Origin of the sequence: Nocardiopsis metallicus (assembly GCF_014201115.1) — a bacterium.
GTDB classification, from domain to species: Bacteria; Actinomycetota; Actinomycetes; order Streptosporangiales; family Streptosporangiaceae; genus Nocardiopsis; species Nocardiopsis metallicus.
The window spans coordinates 4042211-4062072 of the sequence record NZ_JACHDO010000001.1 but is presented as its reverse complement, the minus strand read 5'-3'; the positions used below and the strand labels follow the sequence as shown (position 1 = coordinate 4062072).

The following is a 19862-nucleotide window of genomic DNA, read 5'->3' as shown; positions in this document are numbered from 1 at the left end:
CTACTGCTCCATCCACATGGTGTGGAAGGCGTAGGAACCGAGCGGGTGGCCCGAGACCGACGGGCGCAGGCCGTGTACCGCGACGGTGTGGGCGTCGAGCAGGTTCACGAAGCCCCACACGATGTAGCCGCCCTCCTCGAACTCGATCTGCTGGGCCTTGCGGATGAGCTCGTTGCGCTCGTCCAGGTCGGCGGTCTGACGGGCCTCCTCCAGGTACTCCAGCCACTCCTCGTGCTCGCCCCACATGGTCTCGTTGTAGGGGGCGCCCACGATCGAGCCCTGGGCGGTCTGGGTGATGTAGCCGCGGGCGCTCCAGAAGTCCTGGCCGAAGGGGTAGGGGAAGCCCTCCTCGGGGTTCCAGTAGTCGCTGGAGTTGACCCGGCGCAGGTTGACGGTGACCCCGGCCTCGCGGGCCTGCTCCTGGAAGACCTCGGCGGCGGCGATCACACCGGTGCTGATGTCGGCGGTGACCAGCTCGACCTCCAGGCCGTCCTCGTAGCCGGCCGCGGCCAGCAGGCGCTTGGCCTCGTCGATGTCCTGGTCGCGCTGGTCGAAGTCCTCGGGGTAGGACGGGTCCATCCGCGCGTACATGTCGTTGCCGATCTGGCCGTACCCGGCCAGGGCCTGGTCGACCATCTCCTGGCGGTCGACGATCAGGCGGAAGGCCTGGCGCACGCGGACGTCGTCGAACGGCGCCTCCTCGATGTTCATCGTGAACGGCAGCCACATGCCGGTCTCGGACTCGAGGATGTTCACGTTGGGGTCGGCCTCGATGATGGAGACCTGCGCGTGCGGAACCTGGCTGATCACCTGCACGTGGTTGCTGTTGAGGGCGTTCACGCGGGCGTCGTCGTCGGGGAAGTTGATGATCTCGAGCTTGTCCACGTAGGGCTGGCCCTCGATGTGGAAGCCGTCGTGGCGGTCGAAGACGCTGTACTCGCCGACCTCGAACTCGGAGTACTTGAAGGGCCCGGCGCCGATCGGGTTCGCCGGGTCGTAGCCCTCCGGAACGATGCAGTTGTAGTACTCGGCGAGCGCCTCGGGCAGGGTGACGAAGGGCTCTTCGGTACGGATGATCATGGTGCGCTCGTCGACGATCTCGCTCGCGTCCAGGTCGACGCCTTCCAGGTCGCCCGCGCCGCGCTGGGGGTCCTCGGGGTCGAGGATGCGCTCGAGGGAGTACATGACCGAGTCGGTGGTGACCGCGCTCTCGTCATGGAAGGTCAGGCCGTCCCTGAGGACCAGCGTCCACTCGGTGCCGTCCTCGTTGGGCTCCAGCGACTCCGCCAGGTAGGGCTCGATGGTGCCGTCGTTGTCGAAGCGCATCAGCGAGGCGTAGAGGGCGTAGTTGCGCGCGATGTCGACGTTGTCGGTGGGGGCGTGCGCGTCCAGCGTGTCGCTGGCGCCGCCGCCCGCGACGCCGACCTTCAGGTGGCCGCCGCGCTGGGGCTCGCCGTCACCTCCGTTGCCGCCGGACTCGGAGTCACCGCCGCACGCGGCCAGTACCGGGACGACGGCCGCACCGGCCGCGGAGGCCTTGAGCAGGCTGCGGCGGGAGGTGAGGTGCTTCAGGGCAGGGGTGGAGTCTTCGGGCATGGCAGGCACGGGGACACCTCGTGTGGGGATGGGGATGGGGATGGGGACTATAGGCAGACCGAGACCGCTGTGACGGGCGGTCGCCCGGGGGACCGGCCCCCCGGGTGATGGTCGGCATCGGCCCAATCGATCCTTGTTCGCACTACAGGAAGCGTCAAACGAGGTCGGGACAGGGGTGGGGATGTCCGGGAGATTTCTTACGGCCTGTCCGAGATGGTGCTGGAGGGGATGCTGAAACCTGCTGTGGCCTGGGGGTTTTGGAGGGGAGAGGCGGGTACCGCACACGGTCGTGCACGCGCTGCCCCGGTGCCGTGGTAGGGGCGATGGGCACGCTTCCACCGTTTGCTGTTGTGTCCCCATCGTTGTCGCCGGGTAGCGAAAACGTGGCGTTTAGTCGCCGGTTTTCTGTCTTTGTCGGAGGTGCGATCACATAGGGTGACCATTCCCGGAACCGTGCGGGACGGGTCCCGGGACGGAATCGACAGCCGTAATCGTCGCCCCGGGTCACGTGCGTCCCAGGGGGAAGGCCGGTTCCGGTCAGGTATTGCCTGCGTGTTACACCTCACATGGCCGGTCCTGGACCCCGGGTCGTTTCCTTTGTCCACATCGGGGAGGACACGGGACGGGGTTTTGTGACCAAACCCCGGCGAGGTGAACACGGGTGTGCTGTTCTGGACCCGACACACCCTTGTCTAAGGTGAGTGCAGGCGGCGCGACCCGCGCGCCCGACGCGGGTGATTGGAGTGACCGGATGGCTGAGGCGAGGCAACTCCGGGACTATGTGCCCGCGGACGCCCCAGAGGCCGCGATGGCGACCGCACCGAGGATCGACGTCGGAGAGCTCACCGGTGGGGTCACCGACCACACGGTGTGGAGTTGTGCGGGGAACCTGACCGCGGTCCGGTCCGTCCGGGCCCGGGTGCGCGAGTTCCTCACCAGGGCCGGGCACGGCGAGGAGGCCCTGGACGACGCGGAGCTGGCCGTCAGCGAACTTGCCACCAACGCCCTGCTGCACTCGCGCTCGGGACAGAGCGGCGGGGTGATGACCCTGTTCATCCGCTCCGACTCCCAGCGGCTCCGCGTGGCCGTCGCCGACCAGGGTGATCGTGACCCGGCCGACTCCGAAAGCGGGCACACCCGCGAGGACGGCGACGACTTCGGGCGCGGCAAGTTCATCGTCGACAGCTGCGCCACGCGCAGCGGTGAGTACTGGAGCGAGGCCACCCACGTGGCCTGGTTCGAGATCGACGACGCCGGTGAGTCCGCGGTCGCCGAACCCGCCTAGAACGCTTTCCTCGCCGTCATCGACTCCGGACGGCAGCGCGACTCCGCACGGCTCTGGCGTTCGCCGCCCGGAGCCGCCCCGGCCAGACCCCGCCGGGCGTAGTAGAGGTGTTCCGGTGTCCTAGGGGCCCGTGTCCTAGGGGGCCCCGCTGGAGTGGGGGAAGCCGATCCTGGTGGGGACGGGGTCGCACGCGACCGTCACCCGCCGTCCCTCCGGGGGAGGGCAGTCGTCGCCCGCCACCACACACGCTCCGGTCCACAGCGCCAGCGCCACCAGCGCCAGCCGGGTCGCCTCGTCCCCGGCCTCGCCCACCGCCACCACGTCATCGGCGGTCAGGGCCAGCTCCTCGCGCAGTTCGGTGAACCGGGCCAGCAGGTCGTTGTGGGTGTGCAGGGTGGTCAGGATGTCGTCGCCCGCGGGCTCGTAGCCCAGGTGTCCGTTGTCGAACAGTCCGCGCGCGGGGCTGTACCCGTTGCCGTCCGGGCTGGGCAGCAGGAGTTCCTTGAAGGGCGTCGTGCCCAGTGCGGACCCGAACGTGATCACCTGCCGGACCCGGGACCGCTCGGCCAGCTCCAGGGCCCTTCCGGCCAGTTCCTCGCTGACCATGAGCAGTCGGGCGTCGGTCTCGGCCAGGGCCCGGCACTGCGTGCGCAGGTCGGATTCGGGGGAGACGGTCAGCGCGCGTCCGCCGACGGCCATCACCGTGTAGGAGGCCAGGAAGCGGTCGGGGGAGATCGGGGCGAGTACGCCCACGACGTCCCCGAGGCACATTCCGTGGCGGCTCAGCCCGGCCGCGGCCTGCTCGACCGTGGCGGCGAAGGCGAGCGCGTCGGTCCGGCCGGACCGCCCGCGGATCGTTCCGCCGCGTCCGGGCCTGAGTCTGAGACGTTCACACAGCCCGCCGGTGAGTGAGCCGATCGGGTCGTCCCGACGCGGCAGGTGACGGCCGGGTCGTCCGGTTCCAGAAGTCAGCTCTACCCCCATGCGTTCCTCCACTCGAACAGTGTGCCCGCGGGCCCGCTGCCCGGGCTCGTCACGCCCCCTCCACGTGGCGAGCCCGGAAGCGCCGTGCCGGGCGTTCGTCGCGAGGGACCTCCCCAGGTCTTCCCCCGCGCCGGCGCGGTTGCCCACCGGCTCCGAGAGCGTCCACGGAGCCGACGGCCCGACGGTCTCCCGGTGTTCGGCCCGGGCCCCGACGGCCGCTTCTGGGAGCGCTCAGACCCGGTCCGTACGGTGCCAGGAGCCTGATGTCCCATGGCTTGAAGCCTAGCGTGTTCACAGTCAAATGCACATGCATCTTGCTATGCAGATGCATATGTAGATTCGTGGGCGCCCGGGGACTACACAACCCGCGCGGCGCCCCTGGGCCACCCGCGCGGACGGGTCGGACCGGTTCAGGCCGTCCGGTGCCGCTCGATCCACGCGGTGATCTGTGTGCGCGAGTGGAAACCCATCTTCCGGTTGATGTTGGCGACGTGTCTGGCCGCTGTCGACGACGTGATGAACAGGGCCCGCGCGATCTCCGGGTTGCTCTTGCCCGTGCTCACCTGCAGCGCGACCTCCAGCTCGCGCCGGGTCAGCAGCTGCCGGGGGCTGGCCGACTCGGGGGAGGGCGCCGGGGCGGACGCGCCCTTGGCGGCAGAACCGTCCCTACGCCCGCGCCGAGCACCGGACCGCGAGCCCGAGCCGGAACCCGAACCGGATCGCGAACCCGTACCCGAGCCGGAAGCCGATCGTGAACCTGCACGTGTACTCGAGTCCGGGCGGCGGCCCTCCTCGGCCAGCCGCCACGCCTCCCGGACCACCTCCGACTGGCCCAGCAGGTACCCCTGCTCCCACCAGCTCACCAGGTGACGGCGGCGCCGCCGGACCCGCTCCACGTCCACGAACGGCCACGGGGCACCCTGCACGGGCAGCCCGACCCGGGCGCGCAGCGCCGTCGCCGCCCCGGCCAGGCGGCAAGCGGGTTCGCGCAGCCCGGAACCGAACGCCACCCGGGCCAGCGACACCAGAGTGCGGGCCGCTTCGGCGCGCTGCCCGCTGGTGTGGCTGATCAGCAGGCCTTCGCTCAGGTAGTCGTAGGCCTGGCTCGTGGAACCCTGTGCGTGCGCGACCCGGCCGATCCCGGCCAGGCATCGCGCCTCCTCGGCCACCGCGCCGATCATCCGCTGGGTGTCCAGCGCCTCCCGGTAACAGCGGTCGGCGGTCATCAGGTCGCCGTTGACCTCCGCGGCGCGGGCCTGTCCCAGCAGAACCACGCCCACCCCCCAGCGGTGGTCGATTCCGCGCAGCAGGGTCAGCGCCGCGTTGTAGTGCTGGTCGGCGGTGGGGTAGTCGCCCTGCTGGGCCACCAAAGCGGCCCGGGTACCCAGGGCGATCGCCTCGCCCCACAGGTCACCGGCCTCACGGCACAGCCGCAGGGCCTCCTCGACCCGGACCGAAGCCCGGTCCAGGTTGCGTTCGCGCACCTCCACCAGCGCCAGCAGGTTCAGGACGGTGCGCACGAACACGTCGTCCCCGGCCTCACGGCACAGCCGCAGCCCCTCCTCGCCGGCGCTCACGGCCAGATCGTGGTCCCGCCGCACCCGCGCCAGCTGTGCCCGACCCACCAGGGCCCGCGCCCGGGAAGGCGCCTTGGCGGTCTCCTCCAGGTTCAGCAGCCGATCCATCCAGTGGGCGCCCTCGGAGTAGCTGTTGTGGCTCACCCAGTGCGCCACCAGGCTCACGCACAGCCGCAGCCCCGGCTCGGCCGCGCCGCGCTGGTGCGCCCAGCGCAGCAGCGACCTGAGCGTGTCGTACTCGGCGATGACCCGCTGGCGCCCGGCGTCCCGCTCCGCCCACGGCATCGACCGGCTCGACTCCAGCCGCTGCCCCAGGGCCTCGGCCAGCCGCAGCATGCGCTCCAGCAACCGCTCCTGGAAGAGCTCGGCCTCACCCGCCTCGACCAGCAACCCGTGCGCGAACAGCCGCACCGCCTCGGGCAGCCGGTAGCGCACCCGCCCCTCGAACTCGCCGGTCACCGTGATCAGCGACCGGTCCAGCAGCGAGGTCAGCAGGTCGAGGATGCCCGACTCGGGCAGGGACCCGTCCGCGCACACCTGCTCGGCCAGCTCCAGGTCCCAGCCGCGGAACACCGAAAGGCGGCGCAGCAGCACCCGCTCGGGTTCGGGCAGGGCCCGGTAGACGAAGTCCAGCACCAGAGGCAGCACCTGGCTGCGTGAGACGGCCTGCCCCGGCCCGGGCTGGAGCGCGGGGGAGGCCAGGTGCGCGCGCAGCCCCTCGGTGAGCGCGTCGATGCCCTCGTCCGGGGCCCGCGCGCCCAGCACCTCGATGCCCAGCGGAACGCCCCCGGCCAGATCGCACAGGGTCGCCACGGCCTCCAGCTCCGCACCCGAAGCGGTGAACCTCGGGTCCCGGGACCTGGCCCGGTCCAGGAACAGCCGCACCGACTCCGCGTCGGCCGGGTCCGGCGGCGGGGCGTTGCGCGCGGCCACCGGCAGCGCCATCGGCGGCACCCGCCACACCGTCCCGCCGGTCAGCCGTACCGGCAGCTCACTGGTGAGCAGTACCGACACCGCCGAGCACTCCGTGAGCAGGGCCTCCCCGACCTCGGTCACCTCGTCCGCGATGTGCTCGCACGAATCCAGCACCAGCAGCAGCCGACGGTCCCGCAGCGCCTCGGTCACGGTCGCGGCCAGGGGCAGGCCCGGTTCCTCGATCACACCCACGGCCTGGGCGATGCGCGCGTGGATCTCCAGCGTGGTGCGTACGTCGGTCAGGTCCGCGATCCACACCCCGTCGGGGAAGGAGACCGTGGACTGTTCGGCCACGCGCAGGGCCAGCCGTGTCTTGCCGATCCCGTCGGAGCCGCAGAGGGTCACGGACCGGCTGGAGCCGAGCAGGCGGAGCAGATCGCTCAGATCTCGCTCCCGGCCCACGAAACTGGTGCCTGGCCGGGGGAGATTGTGCCGCGCTGGCGCGGTCAAAGGTGCCATGGCCTTCACAAATAGGGGCTGTCAGGGGTGGTCTTGTCCGGGGGAAGCTCGGGGCGGCGGGGACGGACGTCATCGGGGTAGGCGGAGCTGGTTGGGCTTTCTGGTTTAGCGGGTGCACGCGCACTGTGCAAGTGCTCACGGGCGAACGTGAGTCGTTCAGCCGGGTTCTCGCGGTGAAGCCCAGCCGGTCAACTGCGTCCTGGACGAAATCGAGAGTTTTCTGAAGATGTTCGCGATATGGCGAGCCGCGGTGGCCTGGCTGATGGTGAGCCGTTGGGCGATCTCCCGGTTGGACAGGCCGCCTTCGGCCAGCGTGGCGATCTCACGCTCCCTCGGGGTGAGCGCGTCCGCGCCGGTCAGCCGGGGCGCGGGCGGGCGGGGGAAGGCCAGGGCCCGATCACGCACCTGCTCCAAGGGCAGCGAGCGCCAGGCGCTCCACGCCTCGGCGGCCCGCCCCGCCCCCACTCTGCGCTCCACCGCTGACCGCAACCGGACGGTCTCCGCCGACGGCCGGTCCAGCTCGGCCCGCAGGCTCGCCGCCACCCCCGCCAGCGCGGCCGCCCGCGTGGGCTCCTCCTCGGCCAGGGCCAGCTCGGCCAGGGCCTCCAGCGCCCGCGCCACCGCGATCCGGCGGCCGGACGTGAAACTCACCCGCAGGCACTGGGCCAGCGGCTCCCGCGCGGACAGGGTGTCCCGTTCGGCCAGGTGGAGGCGGCCCAGGTCCGCTGCGCACTGCGCGGCCAGCGGAGCCGAGGGCAGCTCACCGAAGACCTCCAGCGCCTCGGCGAACAGCTCCTGCGCCCGCTCGTGGTCGCCGGCCTCGGCCGCGATGGACCCCAGACCGTGCAGACATCGCGCCTCACCCCAGCGGTCGCCCAGGTCCCGGGCGGCTCGCGCGTTCTCCTCCAGGTGGGTGACGGCCTCCTCGGTGGCGCCTCGGCGCCGGGCCAGCTCGGCCAGCACACCCCGGGTGGTGCCCTCGGTCATCGGGTCACCGGCCTGGGCCGCCCACGCCAGGGCGCGCTCGGCCTGGCGCTCGCCGTCCTCCAGGGCACCGGTGCGCAGGGACAGGGTGGCCGACGTCGCCAGCGCCGAGGCGGCGGCGGTGGCCTCACGGCAGGCCCGCGCGGCCTCCAGGGCACAGGCGGCCAGGGCGCCGACCCTGGCCGCGGCGTCCACGTCCAGACGCAGCTCCGCGTGCAGGGCCAGCGCCCGGGACCGCAGCGGCGGCGACTGCTCGTCGGGTTCGTGTGCCAGGACCTGCTCCAGGAGCCGACTGCCCTCGGCGGACAGGTCCCGCACCAGCCAGTAGGTCCGCAGCGCCACACACACCCGCAGGGCTTCGTCCACCCGACCCCGGGACAGCGCCCACGCCACGATCCGGGCGTGGTTCTCCCGGTGGTGGTCGTACATCCGCAGCCGGCCCAGGCGTTCCTCCCAGGTCTGCGGGACGGCGGCGCTCTTGGCCTCCTCCTCCAGCCGGTTGACGGAGAAGCGCAGATACCGCTCCCAGCGCTCGTCGCCGTCCGAACCCAGCTGCTCGGCGGCGTAGACGCGCACCGTCTCGGTCAGGCGGTAGTGGGCGGTGCCGTCGATCTCCGAATCCAGCACCACCAGCGACTTGTCCATCAGGGAGAAGTGCAGGGACAGGATGTCGGCGGGGTCAACCCCCTCGCCCGAGCACACGTCCTCGGCGGCCTCCAGGTACCAGGTGGAGAACACCGAGAGCCGGTGCAGCAGCAGCCGTTCGGCATCGGAGAGCAGGTCGTGGCTCCACTCCAGCACCGCGCGCAGGGTGCGCTGGCGGACCGGGAGGTTGCCGGTGCCGTCACTGGTCAGGAGCTGAAAGCGGTCGTCCAGGCGGCGCAGGATCTGCTGGACCGACAGCACCCGCACCCGGGCGGCGGCCAGTTCGATGGCCAGCGGCATGCCGTCGAGCATCCGGCAGATCTCCGCCACGTACCCGGAGTTCTCCCGGGTCATCTCGAACCCGGAGCGGGCCGCGTGCGCGCGTGTGAGGAACAGGCGCACGGACTCGTAGCGCTGGGCGTCCCGCCGCGGGATCGGCGCCGGAACCGCCGCGTAGGGGTCGGTGGGGGTGGGGCGAGCGGGCAGGGACAGCGGGGGCACCCGCCAGATGGTCTCCCCCAGCACGTGCAGCGGCTGGCGGCTGGTCACCAGGATCCGCACTCGGGGGCAGTCGCGCAGCACGGCCTGGCATAGCTGGGCCATCGGTCCCACGGCGTGCTCACAGGTGTCCAGGAGCAGCAGCATGTGCTGGGTGCGCAGCGCCGTGATGACACCGTCCATCAGGCTCTTGGCGTCGCCGGTGGCCGCCTGTAGACCGGCGGCGACCGTGCGCAGCGCCTGCTCGTGGTCGGAGGCCTCGCTCAGGTCGATGAACCGCGCGCCGTCCGGGAATCGGCGCAGCACGCGCTCGGCCAGGTGCAGGGCGAGTCTGGTCTTGCCGATCCCGCCGGTACCGGTCAGCGTGAGCATCCGGGACTCACCCATGATGCGGCTCAGGTCGACGATGTCGCGTTCACGGCCGACGAACTGGATGAACTCGCCGGCGGACAGGGGCAGGTTGTGGCGGGGAGGTGACATGGCCTCGATTACTAGGACACCGAAATCGGCCCGCGACGTACGCGCGGTACGGCACGGAGTACAGCCTGTCCCAGTCTGGCACCCGGACCCGCCAACTGTCTCGGGAATGGCCGGTTCCGGCACGGGAGGTCGCAAACCACCCCGTGCCGGACCAGAACCTGCTAGGGACCGCCTGCGGAGTGAGGGCGCCGGCAGGCTTCCTCAGCGCTGGAGGCCGCTGCCCTTGAGGGCGCCAAGACCGCAGGCCGGAGAAAACAGCTACAGCACGGTGCCCCGCGGGGTCCAGACGGCCGGGTCGGCCGGGCCCTGCTCGCCCTTGCCCATGTCCTTGACCTCGTGCTCCCCGCCCTCCTCGAACGGCGGGAACCACACGAAGGGGATGCCCTTCTTGGACGCGTACTGGATCTGCTTGCCGACCTTGGCGGTGGAGTGGAACACCTCGGTGTTGAAGCCGCGTTCGCGCAGCAGCTCACCGGTGCGCAGCGCCTCGGCGCGCCGCTCGGCCCCCGGGACCACCACCATCACGTCGGTGGGGCAGACCCGGCCGGTCTCGATCTTGCCCTCGGCCACCAGCTTGGCGAAGATGCGGGTCAGACCGATGGAGATGCCCACGCCCGGCAGCCGCTTGCGGATGAACTGACCGGCGAGGTTCTCGTACCGGCCGCCCGCGCAGATGCTGCCGTAGTCGGGGTCGTCGTCGAAGGAGGCCTCGTAGACGGTGCCCGTGTAGTAGTCCAGGCCGCGCGCGATGGACAGGTCCGCGACCACGCTGCCCTCGGGCAGGTCGGCGAGGTCGTTCATGACGAAGGCCAGCTCGTCCAGGCCCTCCTTCAGCAGCTCGGAGGCCACCCCGAGCTCCCGGACGCGCTCCACCACGTCCGAGCCGGTGCCCTTGATCCGGGCCAGCGCCAGGCAGGGGTCGACCTGCTCGGCGCTCAGGCCCTCGTCCTGGAGGATCTCGCGCACGCCGCCGTCACCGATCTTGTGGAGCTTGTCCACGGCGCGGATCACCGCGATCGGCTCCTTGATGCCCAGGCCCTCGTAGAAGCCCTGGAGCACCTTGCGGTTGTTGACGTTGAGCGTCCAGGCCGGGATGTCCAGCCCGCTGAGCACCCGGTGCACGATCCGGGGCAGTTCGGCGTCGAAGTGCAGGGGCACCGAGTCCACGTTGATGACGTCGATGTCGCACTGGGTGAACTCGCGGAAGCGGCCCTCCTGCGGGCGCTCCCCGCGCCAGACGCGCTGCATCTGGTAGCGCTTGAACGGGAAGGTCAGCTCGTTGAAGTGCTGGGCCACGTACCGGGCGAAGGGCACGGTCAGGTCGAAGTGCAGACCGAGCTTGGCATCGGAGTCGTCCCTGGCGTCGGCCTGGAGCCGGTTCAGGGTGTAGACCTCCTGGGACGTCTCGCCCTTGGCCATCAACACGTCCAGGTTCTCCACAGAGGGGGTCTCCACGGACGCGAAGCCGAAGGACTCGAACCCGGCGCGGATATGGTCCAGCCAACGCTGCTCCACGGCCCGGACCTGTGGGGTCCACTCGGGGAAACCGCTGATGGGAGTGGGGCGGACGACGCGCTGATCGGACATGTGGGGTTCTCGGCTCCCTTGGGAGTGTTCGGCTTGCTTGTGGGAAAACAACCCCTCGACCCGTCTCGCGCGCGCACGCGCACACGGCAACGCAGTGACCGACGCCGTTCGGGGAGGGGGCCCGTCCATCCTACGCACTCCACCACGAGCAAACCGCTGACCTTGGCCACAAGGGGGCTTTCCCGTTCGTGCGCCGGGGAGGGCGCTGTGAGAGGAGCCAAGCCGCTGGCGAGGTACGAGCGTCGGGCGCCGACGACGATGCCGTGTTGCCTCGAACACGGGTCCCCCGCGAAGGCGCCGAACAGCGGAAGAACCGTCGCGCGCCAGCGCGCCCGTTGGGGGCGGTGGCGGGTGACAGGCGGGTCGAGGCCAAGCGGGGCCCGAGAAAAACCGCCACCGGCCCACGTGGACGGTTGTGGGCCGGTGGGGCTGCGGAGCGCCAGTCGGGGGAGTACGGCCGGTCCGACGTCGAAGAGCGAGACGTCGGCGGTGGTCGTGCGCCCCAAGGCGCCGCCGAGGGCCCCGAGGTGGCCGCGTCCTCGTGCCAGGAGTCCGTCGCGACCGCGCTTGGGCGGGTGCCCTGTACTCCACCGTAGATGGCGGCGGCGGTGCCGGACAGGGATTGGCGCGGCCGAAAGCGGCCGAAAAAGGCCGCTCACAATGTCGTAAAGTCGACCTTCCGGGGTACAGGAGTGTGCTTGTCTGACTACGGTCCGTTCGCCAAGACGGACTCCCTGCCACGAGGCGGACATCCCGCCCCGGGGCCTCTTCGGCTGCGCGTCGCCCGAAAAGTGCGGAGTGGTCGCAAGATGTGACCTCGTGCCCCACTGTGCCGAAACTCCGGATTCCAGCGCCGTCCGGTGTTAGGTTCCTGGTGCGGTCGTTCCCGCGGAGGTTCGGACCCGGGAGCACCGCGTCCCTCCAGACCGGGTCATGTGAGCCAACTGTCCGTGCAGGCCCGGCACTCTCGCTAGGACAAACTGTGATCCACTCAGCTAACAGCACGAACAACGTCCACGCACCCACCGAACTGTCCACCAAGATCATCATCGCCGGGGGCTTCGGGGTCGGAAAGACCACGTTCGTCGGGGCTGTGTCGGAGATCCCCCCGGTCCGCACCGAGGCCGCGGTGACCGCGGCCAGCGCTGGTGTGGACGACCTCTCGCACACCCCGGACAAGACCAGCACCACGGTGGCCATGGACTTCGGCCGGATCTCCCTGGACACCGACCTCACCCTTTTCCTGTTCGGCACCCCCGGCCAGCAGCGCTTCTGGTTCATGTGGGACGACCTGGTACGCGGGGCGCTGGGCGCGGTGATCCTCGCCGACACCCGGCGCCTGGAGGACACCTTCCAGGCCCTGGACTACTTCGAGCGCCAGTACCGCCTGCCCTTCGTCGTCGCGGTCAACGAGTTCGACCCCGAGAACGCCTACAGCGCCGAGGAACTGCGCGACGCCCTCGACCTCACCCCGGACGTCCCCGTCGTCTACTGCGACGCGCGGGACCGCAAGTCCGTGGTCCGGGTCCTGGTCACCCTGGTCAAGCACGCGATGGCCGTGGAAGCACGCCAGCGCGCCCAGCCCACTCAGCGGACCCAGCTCGTCACCTGAACCAACCCCGCAGCACCGGCACGAACCCCTTCCCCCCCCAGGGGGTCGCGTCCGATGAGTACGTACTAACGCTCACCCGGGGGGAACCATTCGGTTGTGTCCGGCGTTACCCTGGCGTGGTGTTCGGACGAATGGCAGAAAGCGTCCGCCGCCTACTGGGCAAGCCCGGTGCGGTGGACCTGCGGCCCTATACCAAGCTCCTGCCGGCGATCGAGGCCGAAGAGGAGGGTCTGCGAGAACTCAGCGACGAGGAGCTGACGGAGAAGGCCATCGACCTCGGCTACGCCGAGCTCCCCTACTCCCACAGCGACCTCGTGAGTCTGTGCGCGGTCGGCCGCGAGGCCGCCCGGCGCACCCTCGACGAGCGCCCCTTCGACGTGCAGCTGCTCGGTGTGATGGCCCTGCTCGACGGCCACGTGGCCGAGATGGCCACCGGTGAGGGCAAGACCCTCGCCGGTACCCTCGCCGCCGCCGGGTTCGCCCTGCGCGGCAAGCGCGTGCACGTGCTCAGCGTCAACGACTACCTCGCCCGGCGCGACGCCGAGTGGATGCGCCCCCTCTACACGATGCTCGGGGTGACCGTCGGCTCCATCAGTGAGGAGGCCACCGTCGCCGAGCGCAAGGACGCCTACGCCTGCGACGTCACCTACGCGGCCGTCAGCGAGCTCGGCTTCGACGTCCTGCGCGACCGCATGGTCACCGACATCGACGACCGGGTGGTCCCCGAACCCCACGTGGCCATCATCGACGAGGCGGACTCCGTCCTGGTCGACGAGGCCCGTGTGCCGCTGGTCCTGGCCGGTGCCGCCGAGGCCGTTCCCGCCGACGTCGAGATGGCCGACGTCGTGCGCGGGCTCAAGCCGCGTCTGCACTACGAGATCGACGGCGAGGGACGCAACGTCCAGCTGACCGACGCCGGGATCGACGCGGTCGAGAAGGCCCTGGACGGGGTCGACCTGTACTCCGAGGACGACACCTCGGTCCTACCGCAGGTCAACCTCGCCCTGCACGCCCAGGTGCTGCTCCAGCGCGACGTCCACTACGTGGTGCGCGACGGCGAGGTGCGGCTCATCAACGAGTCGCGCGGCCGTATCGCCCTGCTCCAGCGCTGGCCGGACGGCCTCCAGGCCGCGGTCGAGGCCAAGGAGAAGGTGGCGGTCAGCGAGACCGGCGAGGTCCTGGACTCCATCACCGTCCAGTCCCTGGTCCTGCGCTACCCCACCCTCGCCGGCATGACCGGTACCGCGATGAGCGTCGCCGAGCAGCTGCGCGAGTTCTACGAGCTCGAGGTCGCGGTCGTCCCCTCCAACAAGCCGAACGTTCGGCAGGACCACGGCACGCGCCTGTACGCCACGCGCGAGGAGAAGGAGGACGCCCTCGTCGAGAAGGTGGAGGAGGTCCACAAGAGCGGGCGGCCGATCCTCATCGGTACCCAGGACGTGGCCGAGTCCGAGCTCCTGGCCGACCGGCTGCGCGAGGCCGGGCTGGAGAGCGTGGTCCTCAACGCCAAGAACGACGCGGACGAGGCCTCCATCATCGCCGAGGCCGGCACCTACGGCGCGATCACCGTCTCCACCCAGATGGCCGGCCGCGGTACGGACATCCGGCTGGGCGGCAGCGACATGGCCGACCGCGAACGCGTGGTCGAGGCCGGCGGTCTGTACGTCATGGGCTTCGGCCGCTACCCCAGCAGCCGTCTGGACGGTCAGCTGCGCGGGCGCGCCGGGCGCCAGGGCGACCCCGGCGACTCCATCTTCTTCGTCAGCATGGACGACGACCTGCTGGTGAACCACGCCCCCGAGACCACCGGCTACCAGACCACGGCCGAGGGCGAGATCACCGACGAGGGCTGGCTGGCCATGGTCGGTCACGCCCAGCGGGTCTCCGAGGGCCAGCTGCTGGAGGTGCACCGCAACACCTGGCGCTACAACAAGCTCATCGACGTGCAGCGCGAGGTGGTCCTGGAACACCGCGAGCTGGTGCTCACCGACGGGCAGGGCGACCGGCACCTCAAGGCGGACCGCAAGGAGCGCCACGAGGAGCTGGTGGAGGAGTTGGACGCCGAGGAGGTCGCCAAGGCCGCCAAGCTGATCACCCTCTACCACCTGGACCGCGGCTGGACCGACCACAACGCGTTCCTGTCGGAGCTGCGCGAGGGCATCCACCTGAGGTTCCTGGGCCGCCGCGACCCCCTCGACGAGTTCAACCGCGAGGCGGTCCCGGTCTTCAAGGGCTTCCTGGACGACGCGCGCTCCCGTGCGGCCGAGAGCTTCGAGGAGCTCGAGGTGGTCGATGGCGAGCTCGACGTGAGCTCGGTCGGGGTCAAACGTCCGTCGATGACCTGGACCTACATGGTGCACGACCACCCGTTCAGCTCGGCTCTGGAGACGCTCGTGGGCCGACTCAAGGGCGGTCGGGGCACGTCGAGCGGCGACTGATAATACGCTGAACCGCCACTTGCGCGGGTCGGGACCAAAGTCCCGGCCCGCGCATTACTTTTGTCGGCTAGTCTGCTCAAAACGCTAATCTTACCCACCAGTTCCCTGTCTAATTGGGCGGAGCGGGTTAATATGGATGCGTTTTCAATGGTATTCGAGACGGTTGGGACTGAATCCACGGTGGTCCACGAGATCGGCGCACAGGAGAAGATCAGTTACGGTCGCAACGACCGCTTCGCGGGCGGACCCGTTGGCGGAGGGAGCTTCTGGACCGACGATGACGGTCAGCCGGTGGCCAAGATCGGCGGTCCGAAAGACTGGCGGCCTACGCCCATGATCGATGTTCGGGTGGGTGATGTGTTCAGCGTCGGCGGCCAGGTGTGGCGGGTCACGGAAATCGTTGACGCCGATTCACCGGGTGCGTATCTGCTGGCCACTCGGATTAGCTGAACCCCTTCCCCGGTGTTGATCCCGGGGAGGATTTGTGTTGGGCCCTCGCTGGAATTGCAACCCCTTGCAACCTTTTCCCTGGTCGTGGCGGAGCGTTTCCTGTTTCGGTTTTCCGGCGAGGGCCTTCTTGTTTGCCCCTTTTTCTTGCTGGCTCTTTCCGGGCTGTTCTCGCCCGCCGCCCGACGTGGCCTGCCCGAATGGGGGCTACGACGCGGTGGCGCTGCGTCACCGCAGGTCAAAAGGGGTGACGCTGGTCTCGCCCGGGGCGAATCGAGACATTCCGGTTATCTCAAGGGGGGTGTTCGCGTTACCGGTGCCTCGTTAACGTCTGTGGTGCATGGTGCGCCCCGAAGTGTGTGCGAAGGTCCTTCGTCCACCTGGGGTACGGGTCGTCGCGCCTGGTCACTGCCGGTCCCAGGGGCTGTCCCCCGCCCCTGGGCCTGGCCGGCCCCCCTCCCCGGGCCGTTTCCCCGCCCCTGCGGGGTCTTCCTGTTCTCGCCGGGCCCTCCCCGGTCCCTCTTGCCGCGCCGCTCCGCGAGCCGGGCGGCCTTCTCGTGGTGCCGCCCCGTCGGCGGTCCGGCTGGGGTGGATCCTGTTGCAGAAGATCTGGCTGCCTCGGGTCGGCTGGTTTCTCCGGGTGGGAGGTCTTTTTGGGGCAAACCGAGTGGCGCTCGGGTCTTGCGGTAGAACGCGTTCCAGTATTAGCCTCTGGGTATGCCTCGCCCGGTGAGGGCACCCAACAGTTCGGTCGTGGGGTGTCACTGGCGGCAGGCGAACCGAAGGACCGTCGCCCGCCGAAGTCGGATCGCGCCCCGACTTCGGCGGGCGACGTCCGTTTCCGCCGCTTTCCCCGGTGTCCGCGCGGGTCCTGGGAGGTCCGGCGGCTAGCTGATCAGTCGGGCGATCTCGCCGAAGGTCGAGCAGGGCCAGGGCAGCCGACAGCCCCGGCAGCGGTGCTCGTTCTCCTCGCCGGGGCTGTGCAGGTGCAGGAGGTCCGCGCAGACGCTCGCGAGGGTGGACACCTCGTTGCGGGCGTTGGCGTAGAAGGCGACGTCGTTGATGCGGGCCAGGGCGCTGTCGGAAGGGGCCTCGGGAAGGCCCACGGTATCCGGATCCCAGGGCACCGCCCGGTCGGATCGCTCCAGGATCTGCTGCACGCACTGAAGCAGCCTCGCGTGTTCGGAGGGGCGTCCCCTCCGTGTCGCTGGTTTCATGAACGGCGGCATCGCTGATCTCCCCCAACGGGCGGATACGCAGCGGCTCATCCCGTCAGGGAAAGCGCTGTGACCAAGAGTACACATATCGTCGCCCAATGTCGCGGAGCGAGGGTTGTGGTCTGTCCCCAACAAGAGGTACGGGCTGCCCCCAAGGGGAGGGGCAGCCCGTTGGCCTACGGCGGGGGACCGGTCACGGAGGCGGGATCCCCGGCCGGGGGCGGATCAGCCGCAGCTGGCACCACAGCCGCAGGCGTTGCCTTCCTGGCAGCCGCAGGTGCAGTTCGAGCCGCAGTTGCAGCCGTGCTGGGGCGGTGTTCTGGTCAGGGGGTCGAGCACGGTCCCTCCTCAGGGTCGGTGGCGTACCCGTGTGCGATCACGCCAGGGCTTCCGGGCGGAAGGTGGCGCCACGAGTACGTTTCCCGCCACAGGAGGTGCCCGTTGTCCGGCTTTCCCAATCAGGGACGGGAACCTTACCCTCCCGTTACCCAAGGCGGGCGGGTCGGCACCCTTCGCGACACACCCGGCTGACCACCGCTTTCAGCACCGGAGTCAGGCGAAGAAGCTCGCTGGGACCGCGGGGCGGCGGGTCATTCGGTAGAGCCAAACCTGACCGATGAGCATGACCGGAACCGCGGGTAGCAGCGTCGACCACACGAACACCCCGGTCATGCCGGGCATGTCCGCCACCGGCAGTTGCGCGCACAGCGCCACCAGCAGCCCGGGAACCGCGATCGCCAGCGCCGAGGTGTGCCGGGACAGTATCGGCCCGCTCAGTCCGCTGGTCGCACCCAGGGCAGCCAGCAGGACGGTCACCAGCAGCACCGCGATCCCGGGGCCGGTCAGCACGAGACCGTCCGAACCACCAGAGCCCGCACCGTCAGAACCAGTTCCGGCGGCTGCGACAGCCGCGACGGCCGCGGTCGCCGCGACGGTGCCCAGGGCCACCCGCGCCAGCGTCCGGGTCGCCCTGGCGGCGGCGTCCGCGCTCTCGGCGCCGCTCTCGTCGTCGGGCCCCACCAGGCGCTCCGCGCCGAAGGCCGCGCCGCGCAGCGCGAACAGCCAGACCACCGCGACCGCGCCCAGAACGGTGAAGGGGTTCAGGGACGCTCCGCCGCCGAGCAGACCGGCCAGCACCAGTCCCCAGCACAGGGCCAGCGTCCAGCTGCCCGTCACGATCGCGGTGTCACAGGCGAACCGCCACCGCGCGCTGTCCACCTGGCCCCGGAACCACAGCCCCGCGTCCCGGAACAGCCACCCGGCCAGCAGCACGACGAGCACCGGCCACAGGGCACCGACCACGTGGTGTTCCAACACGGGGAAGAGCCCGGCCATCACCCCGAGCGCGGCGACCAACCACACCTCGGAGGCCAGGAAGTAGGGGGCGATCGCGGCCGCCACCCGGCGGCGTTCGGCGGGGGTGCGCGCCACGTGCGGCATGAGCATGCCCAGGCCGATGTCGGACCCGGCCAGGACCAGGTAGCCCACCACGAACAGGGACAGGAGCACGGCGGACGGCGGTGATGCGGACAGGAGGTCCATGACGGCTGTTTCCCTCTGACACTCAGATACTCGGACACTGGGGCTCTCAGAACGTGTGCACGGGTTCGGGGGTCTCCCGGGGCCCCTCCTCGCGGCGCTCGGCCAGAGGGCTTCCCTCGGGGCCCAGCCGGGCGAAGCGGACCAGCAGCCGGTAGGTCACGGCGGCCAGGGCGGCGAAGGCGACGGTGAACAGGGTGAAGGAGACCAGGGCCGCGCCCGGCGGCATGGGTGTCACGGCGTCCGCGGTGGTCAGATGGTGCACCACCACCCAGGGCTGGCGGTTGGTCTCCCGGAAGACCCAGCCGCCCACGCTCGCCAGGTAGGGGAGGAACGGCGAGAACAGCAGAAGGGTCAGCCCCCAGCGGCTCGGCCTGAGCCAGTTCGGGACCCGGCCGGCCAAGGTCCGACGGCCGGCGCCCCGACGGGGGAGCAGGTTCGGCAACCACCGCAGCGGGTTCAGCAGGTCCGCGAACTGGGCCAGGAGCATGACCGGGCCGAGGAAGAACATGAGCGTCCAGGCGGTGATCATCACGATCTCGCCGGTGGTGCTGGCGGTGGTCGCGATCGTGCTCCGCGCCGCGCTCTCGATCTCCTCGACCTCCGCGGCGGTGTAGGTCAGTCCGCTGGTGGGCGGGTCCTGGCCGAAGATCTGGAACTGCAGGCCGCCGAAGGTCACCACGACGAACGGCATCACGGTCATCACCACCGCGGCGAAGCGCATCCCGCGCCGGAAGATCCGGTGCGGGTCCTCGCCGCGCAGCAGGTGGTAGGCGCTGACGGCAGCCACGACCAGGGCCCCGACCAGCAGGGCGCTACTGGTCACGTGCAGGAAGGCGAACACCGCGGCGGGGTTGGTCATCAGGGCGACCGGGTCCGTCAGGTGCGCGACCCCGTCCACCATCGTGAACCCCACGGGGTGGCGCAGGAAGCCGTTGGAGATCAGCACCCACCACGCCGACGAGTACGCCGTCACGGTCACCACCGTGAAGCAGAACAGGTGCGCCCACCGGCCCATCCGGTCCCAACCGAAGATCCACAGTCCGAGGAACGTGGACTCGATGAAGAACGCCGTCATCGTCTCGATCGCCAGCGGAGCGGCGAAGGTGTACCCGAACATCTCGTGCAGCCCGCTCCAGTTCAGCGCGAGCTGGAGTTCCATCACGAGTCCGGACAACACCCCCATGCCGTAGTTCACCAGGTACAGGCCGCCCCACAAACGCACGGAGAGCATCCGCGACCGGTCGCCGCGCAGCACCGCCACCAGCTGCGTTCCGAGGATGTAGGGCGCGAGCCCGAGCGTGAGCGCGACGAACATGTAGTGGGTGGCGGCGGTCAGGGCGAACTGGAGCCGTGCCAGTACGAGCGGGTCTTCCAACATCGGGTGGCCTCTGCGGTCGGCGGTGGGGGCACGGAACAGCATCCGCCGACAGTCGGGCCCGCCACATCCTCTCCAGGGCGGCAGCTGAGGCACACCGGGGGAGGTACACCACGCGCACTCCTACTCCCGTAGGTCTACGGGCCGCCCCCGAGCCGCGC

General features: G+C 70.3%; 12 protein-coding genes. 4 read left to right on the top strand and 8 right to left on the bottom strand.

The window, feature by feature from the left end; genetic code table 11:
- Entirely contained in the window at window positions 1-1596 is a 1596-nt protein-coding gene (locus HNR07_RS17720; RefSeq protein WP_221318861.1) for an ABC transporter substrate-binding protein, read from the bottom strand.
- Between the two features lie 751 nt (window positions 1597-2347).
- Here HNR07_RS17720 and HNR07_RS17715 point away from each other — a divergent pair.
- Entirely contained in the window at window positions 2348-2881 is a 534-nt protein-coding gene (locus tag HNR07_RS17715; RefSeq protein WP_184365939.1) for an ATP-binding protein, read from the top strand.
- A gap of 135 nt (window positions 2882-3016) precedes the next feature.
- On the opposite strand, the gene HNR07_RS17710 is transcribed toward HNR07_RS17715, so the two are convergent.
- The 4 genes from HNR07_RS17710 to hisS all read right to left on the bottom strand — a co-directional run bounded on the left by HNR07_RS17710 (window position 3017) and on the right by hisS (window position 11070).
- Window positions 3017-3865, bottom strand: a complete 849-nt coding sequence (locus tag HNR07_RS17710; RefSeq protein WP_184365938.1) for an AMP-binding protein — start codon at window positions 3863-3865, stop codon at window positions 3017-3019.
- Between the two features lie 410 nt (window positions 3866-4275).
- On the bottom strand, window positions 4276-6867 hold the full coding sequence (locus HNR07_RS17705; RefSeq protein ID WP_184372227.1) for a LuxR C-terminal-related transcriptional regulator: 2592 nt from the start codon (window positions 6865-6867) through the stop codon (window positions 4276-4278).
- 165 nt (window positions 6868-7032) lie between these two features.
- On the bottom strand, window positions 7033-9483 hold the full coding sequence (locus HNR07_RS17700) for an ATP-binding protein (RefSeq protein WP_184365937.1): 2451 nt from the start codon (window positions 9481-9483) through the stop codon (window positions 7033-7035).
- 258 nt (window positions 9484-9741) lie between these two features.
- Window positions 9742-11070 (bottom strand): histidine--tRNA ligase, encoded by a 1329-nt coding sequence (gene hisS, locus HNR07_RS17695; RefSeq protein WP_184365936.1) that lies wholly within the window; start codon window positions 11068-11070, stop codon window positions 9742-9744.
- A gap of 982 nt (window positions 11071-12052) precedes the next feature.
- Between hisS and HNR07_RS17690 the strand changes: the two genes are divergently transcribed.
- The 3 genes from HNR07_RS17690 (at window position 12053) to HNR07_RS17680 (ending at window position 15570) form a co-directional block, all read left to right on the top strand.
- On the top strand, window positions 12053-12682 hold the full coding sequence (locus tag HNR07_RS17690) for a GTP-binding protein (protein WP_184365935.1): 630 nt from the start codon (window positions 12053-12055) through the stop codon (window positions 12680-12682).
- Between the two features lie 131 nt (window positions 12683-12813).
- On the top strand, window positions 12814-15120 hold the full coding sequence (gene secA2, locus HNR07_RS17685; protein ID WP_184365934.1) for an accessory Sec system translocase SecA2: 2307 nt from the start codon (window positions 12814-12816) through the stop codon (window positions 15118-15120).
- 147 nt (window positions 15121-15267) lie between these two features.
- Window positions 15268-15570, top strand: a complete 303-nt coding sequence (locus HNR07_RS17680; protein WP_221318860.1) for a DUF6406 domain-containing protein — start codon at window positions 15268-15270, stop codon at window positions 15568-15570.
- Window positions 15571-16454: 884 nt separating this feature from the next.
- Here HNR07_RS17680 and HNR07_RS17675 read toward each other — a convergent pair.
- The 3 genes from HNR07_RS17675 to HNR07_RS17665 form a co-directional block, all read right to left on the bottom strand.
- Entirely contained in the window at window positions 16455-16727 is a 273-nt protein-coding gene (locus tag HNR07_RS17675; protein WP_184365933.1) for a hypothetical protein, read from the bottom strand.
- A gap of 609 nt (window positions 16728-17336) precedes the next feature.
- Window positions 17337-18326: a cytochrome d ubiquinol oxidase subunit II gene (locus HNR07_RS17670; protein ID WP_184365932.1), complete on the bottom strand. Its 990-nt coding sequence runs from the start codon at window positions 18324-18326 to the stop codon at window positions 17337-17339.
- A gap of 46 nt (window positions 18327-18372) precedes the next feature.
- Window positions 18373-19704, bottom strand: coding sequence for a cytochrome ubiquinol oxidase subunit I (locus HNR07_RS17665; RefSeq protein ID WP_184372222.1), 1332 nt, complete (start codon window positions 19702-19704; stop codon window positions 18373-18375).
- Between the last annotated feature and the right edge of the window lie 158 nt (window positions 19705-19862).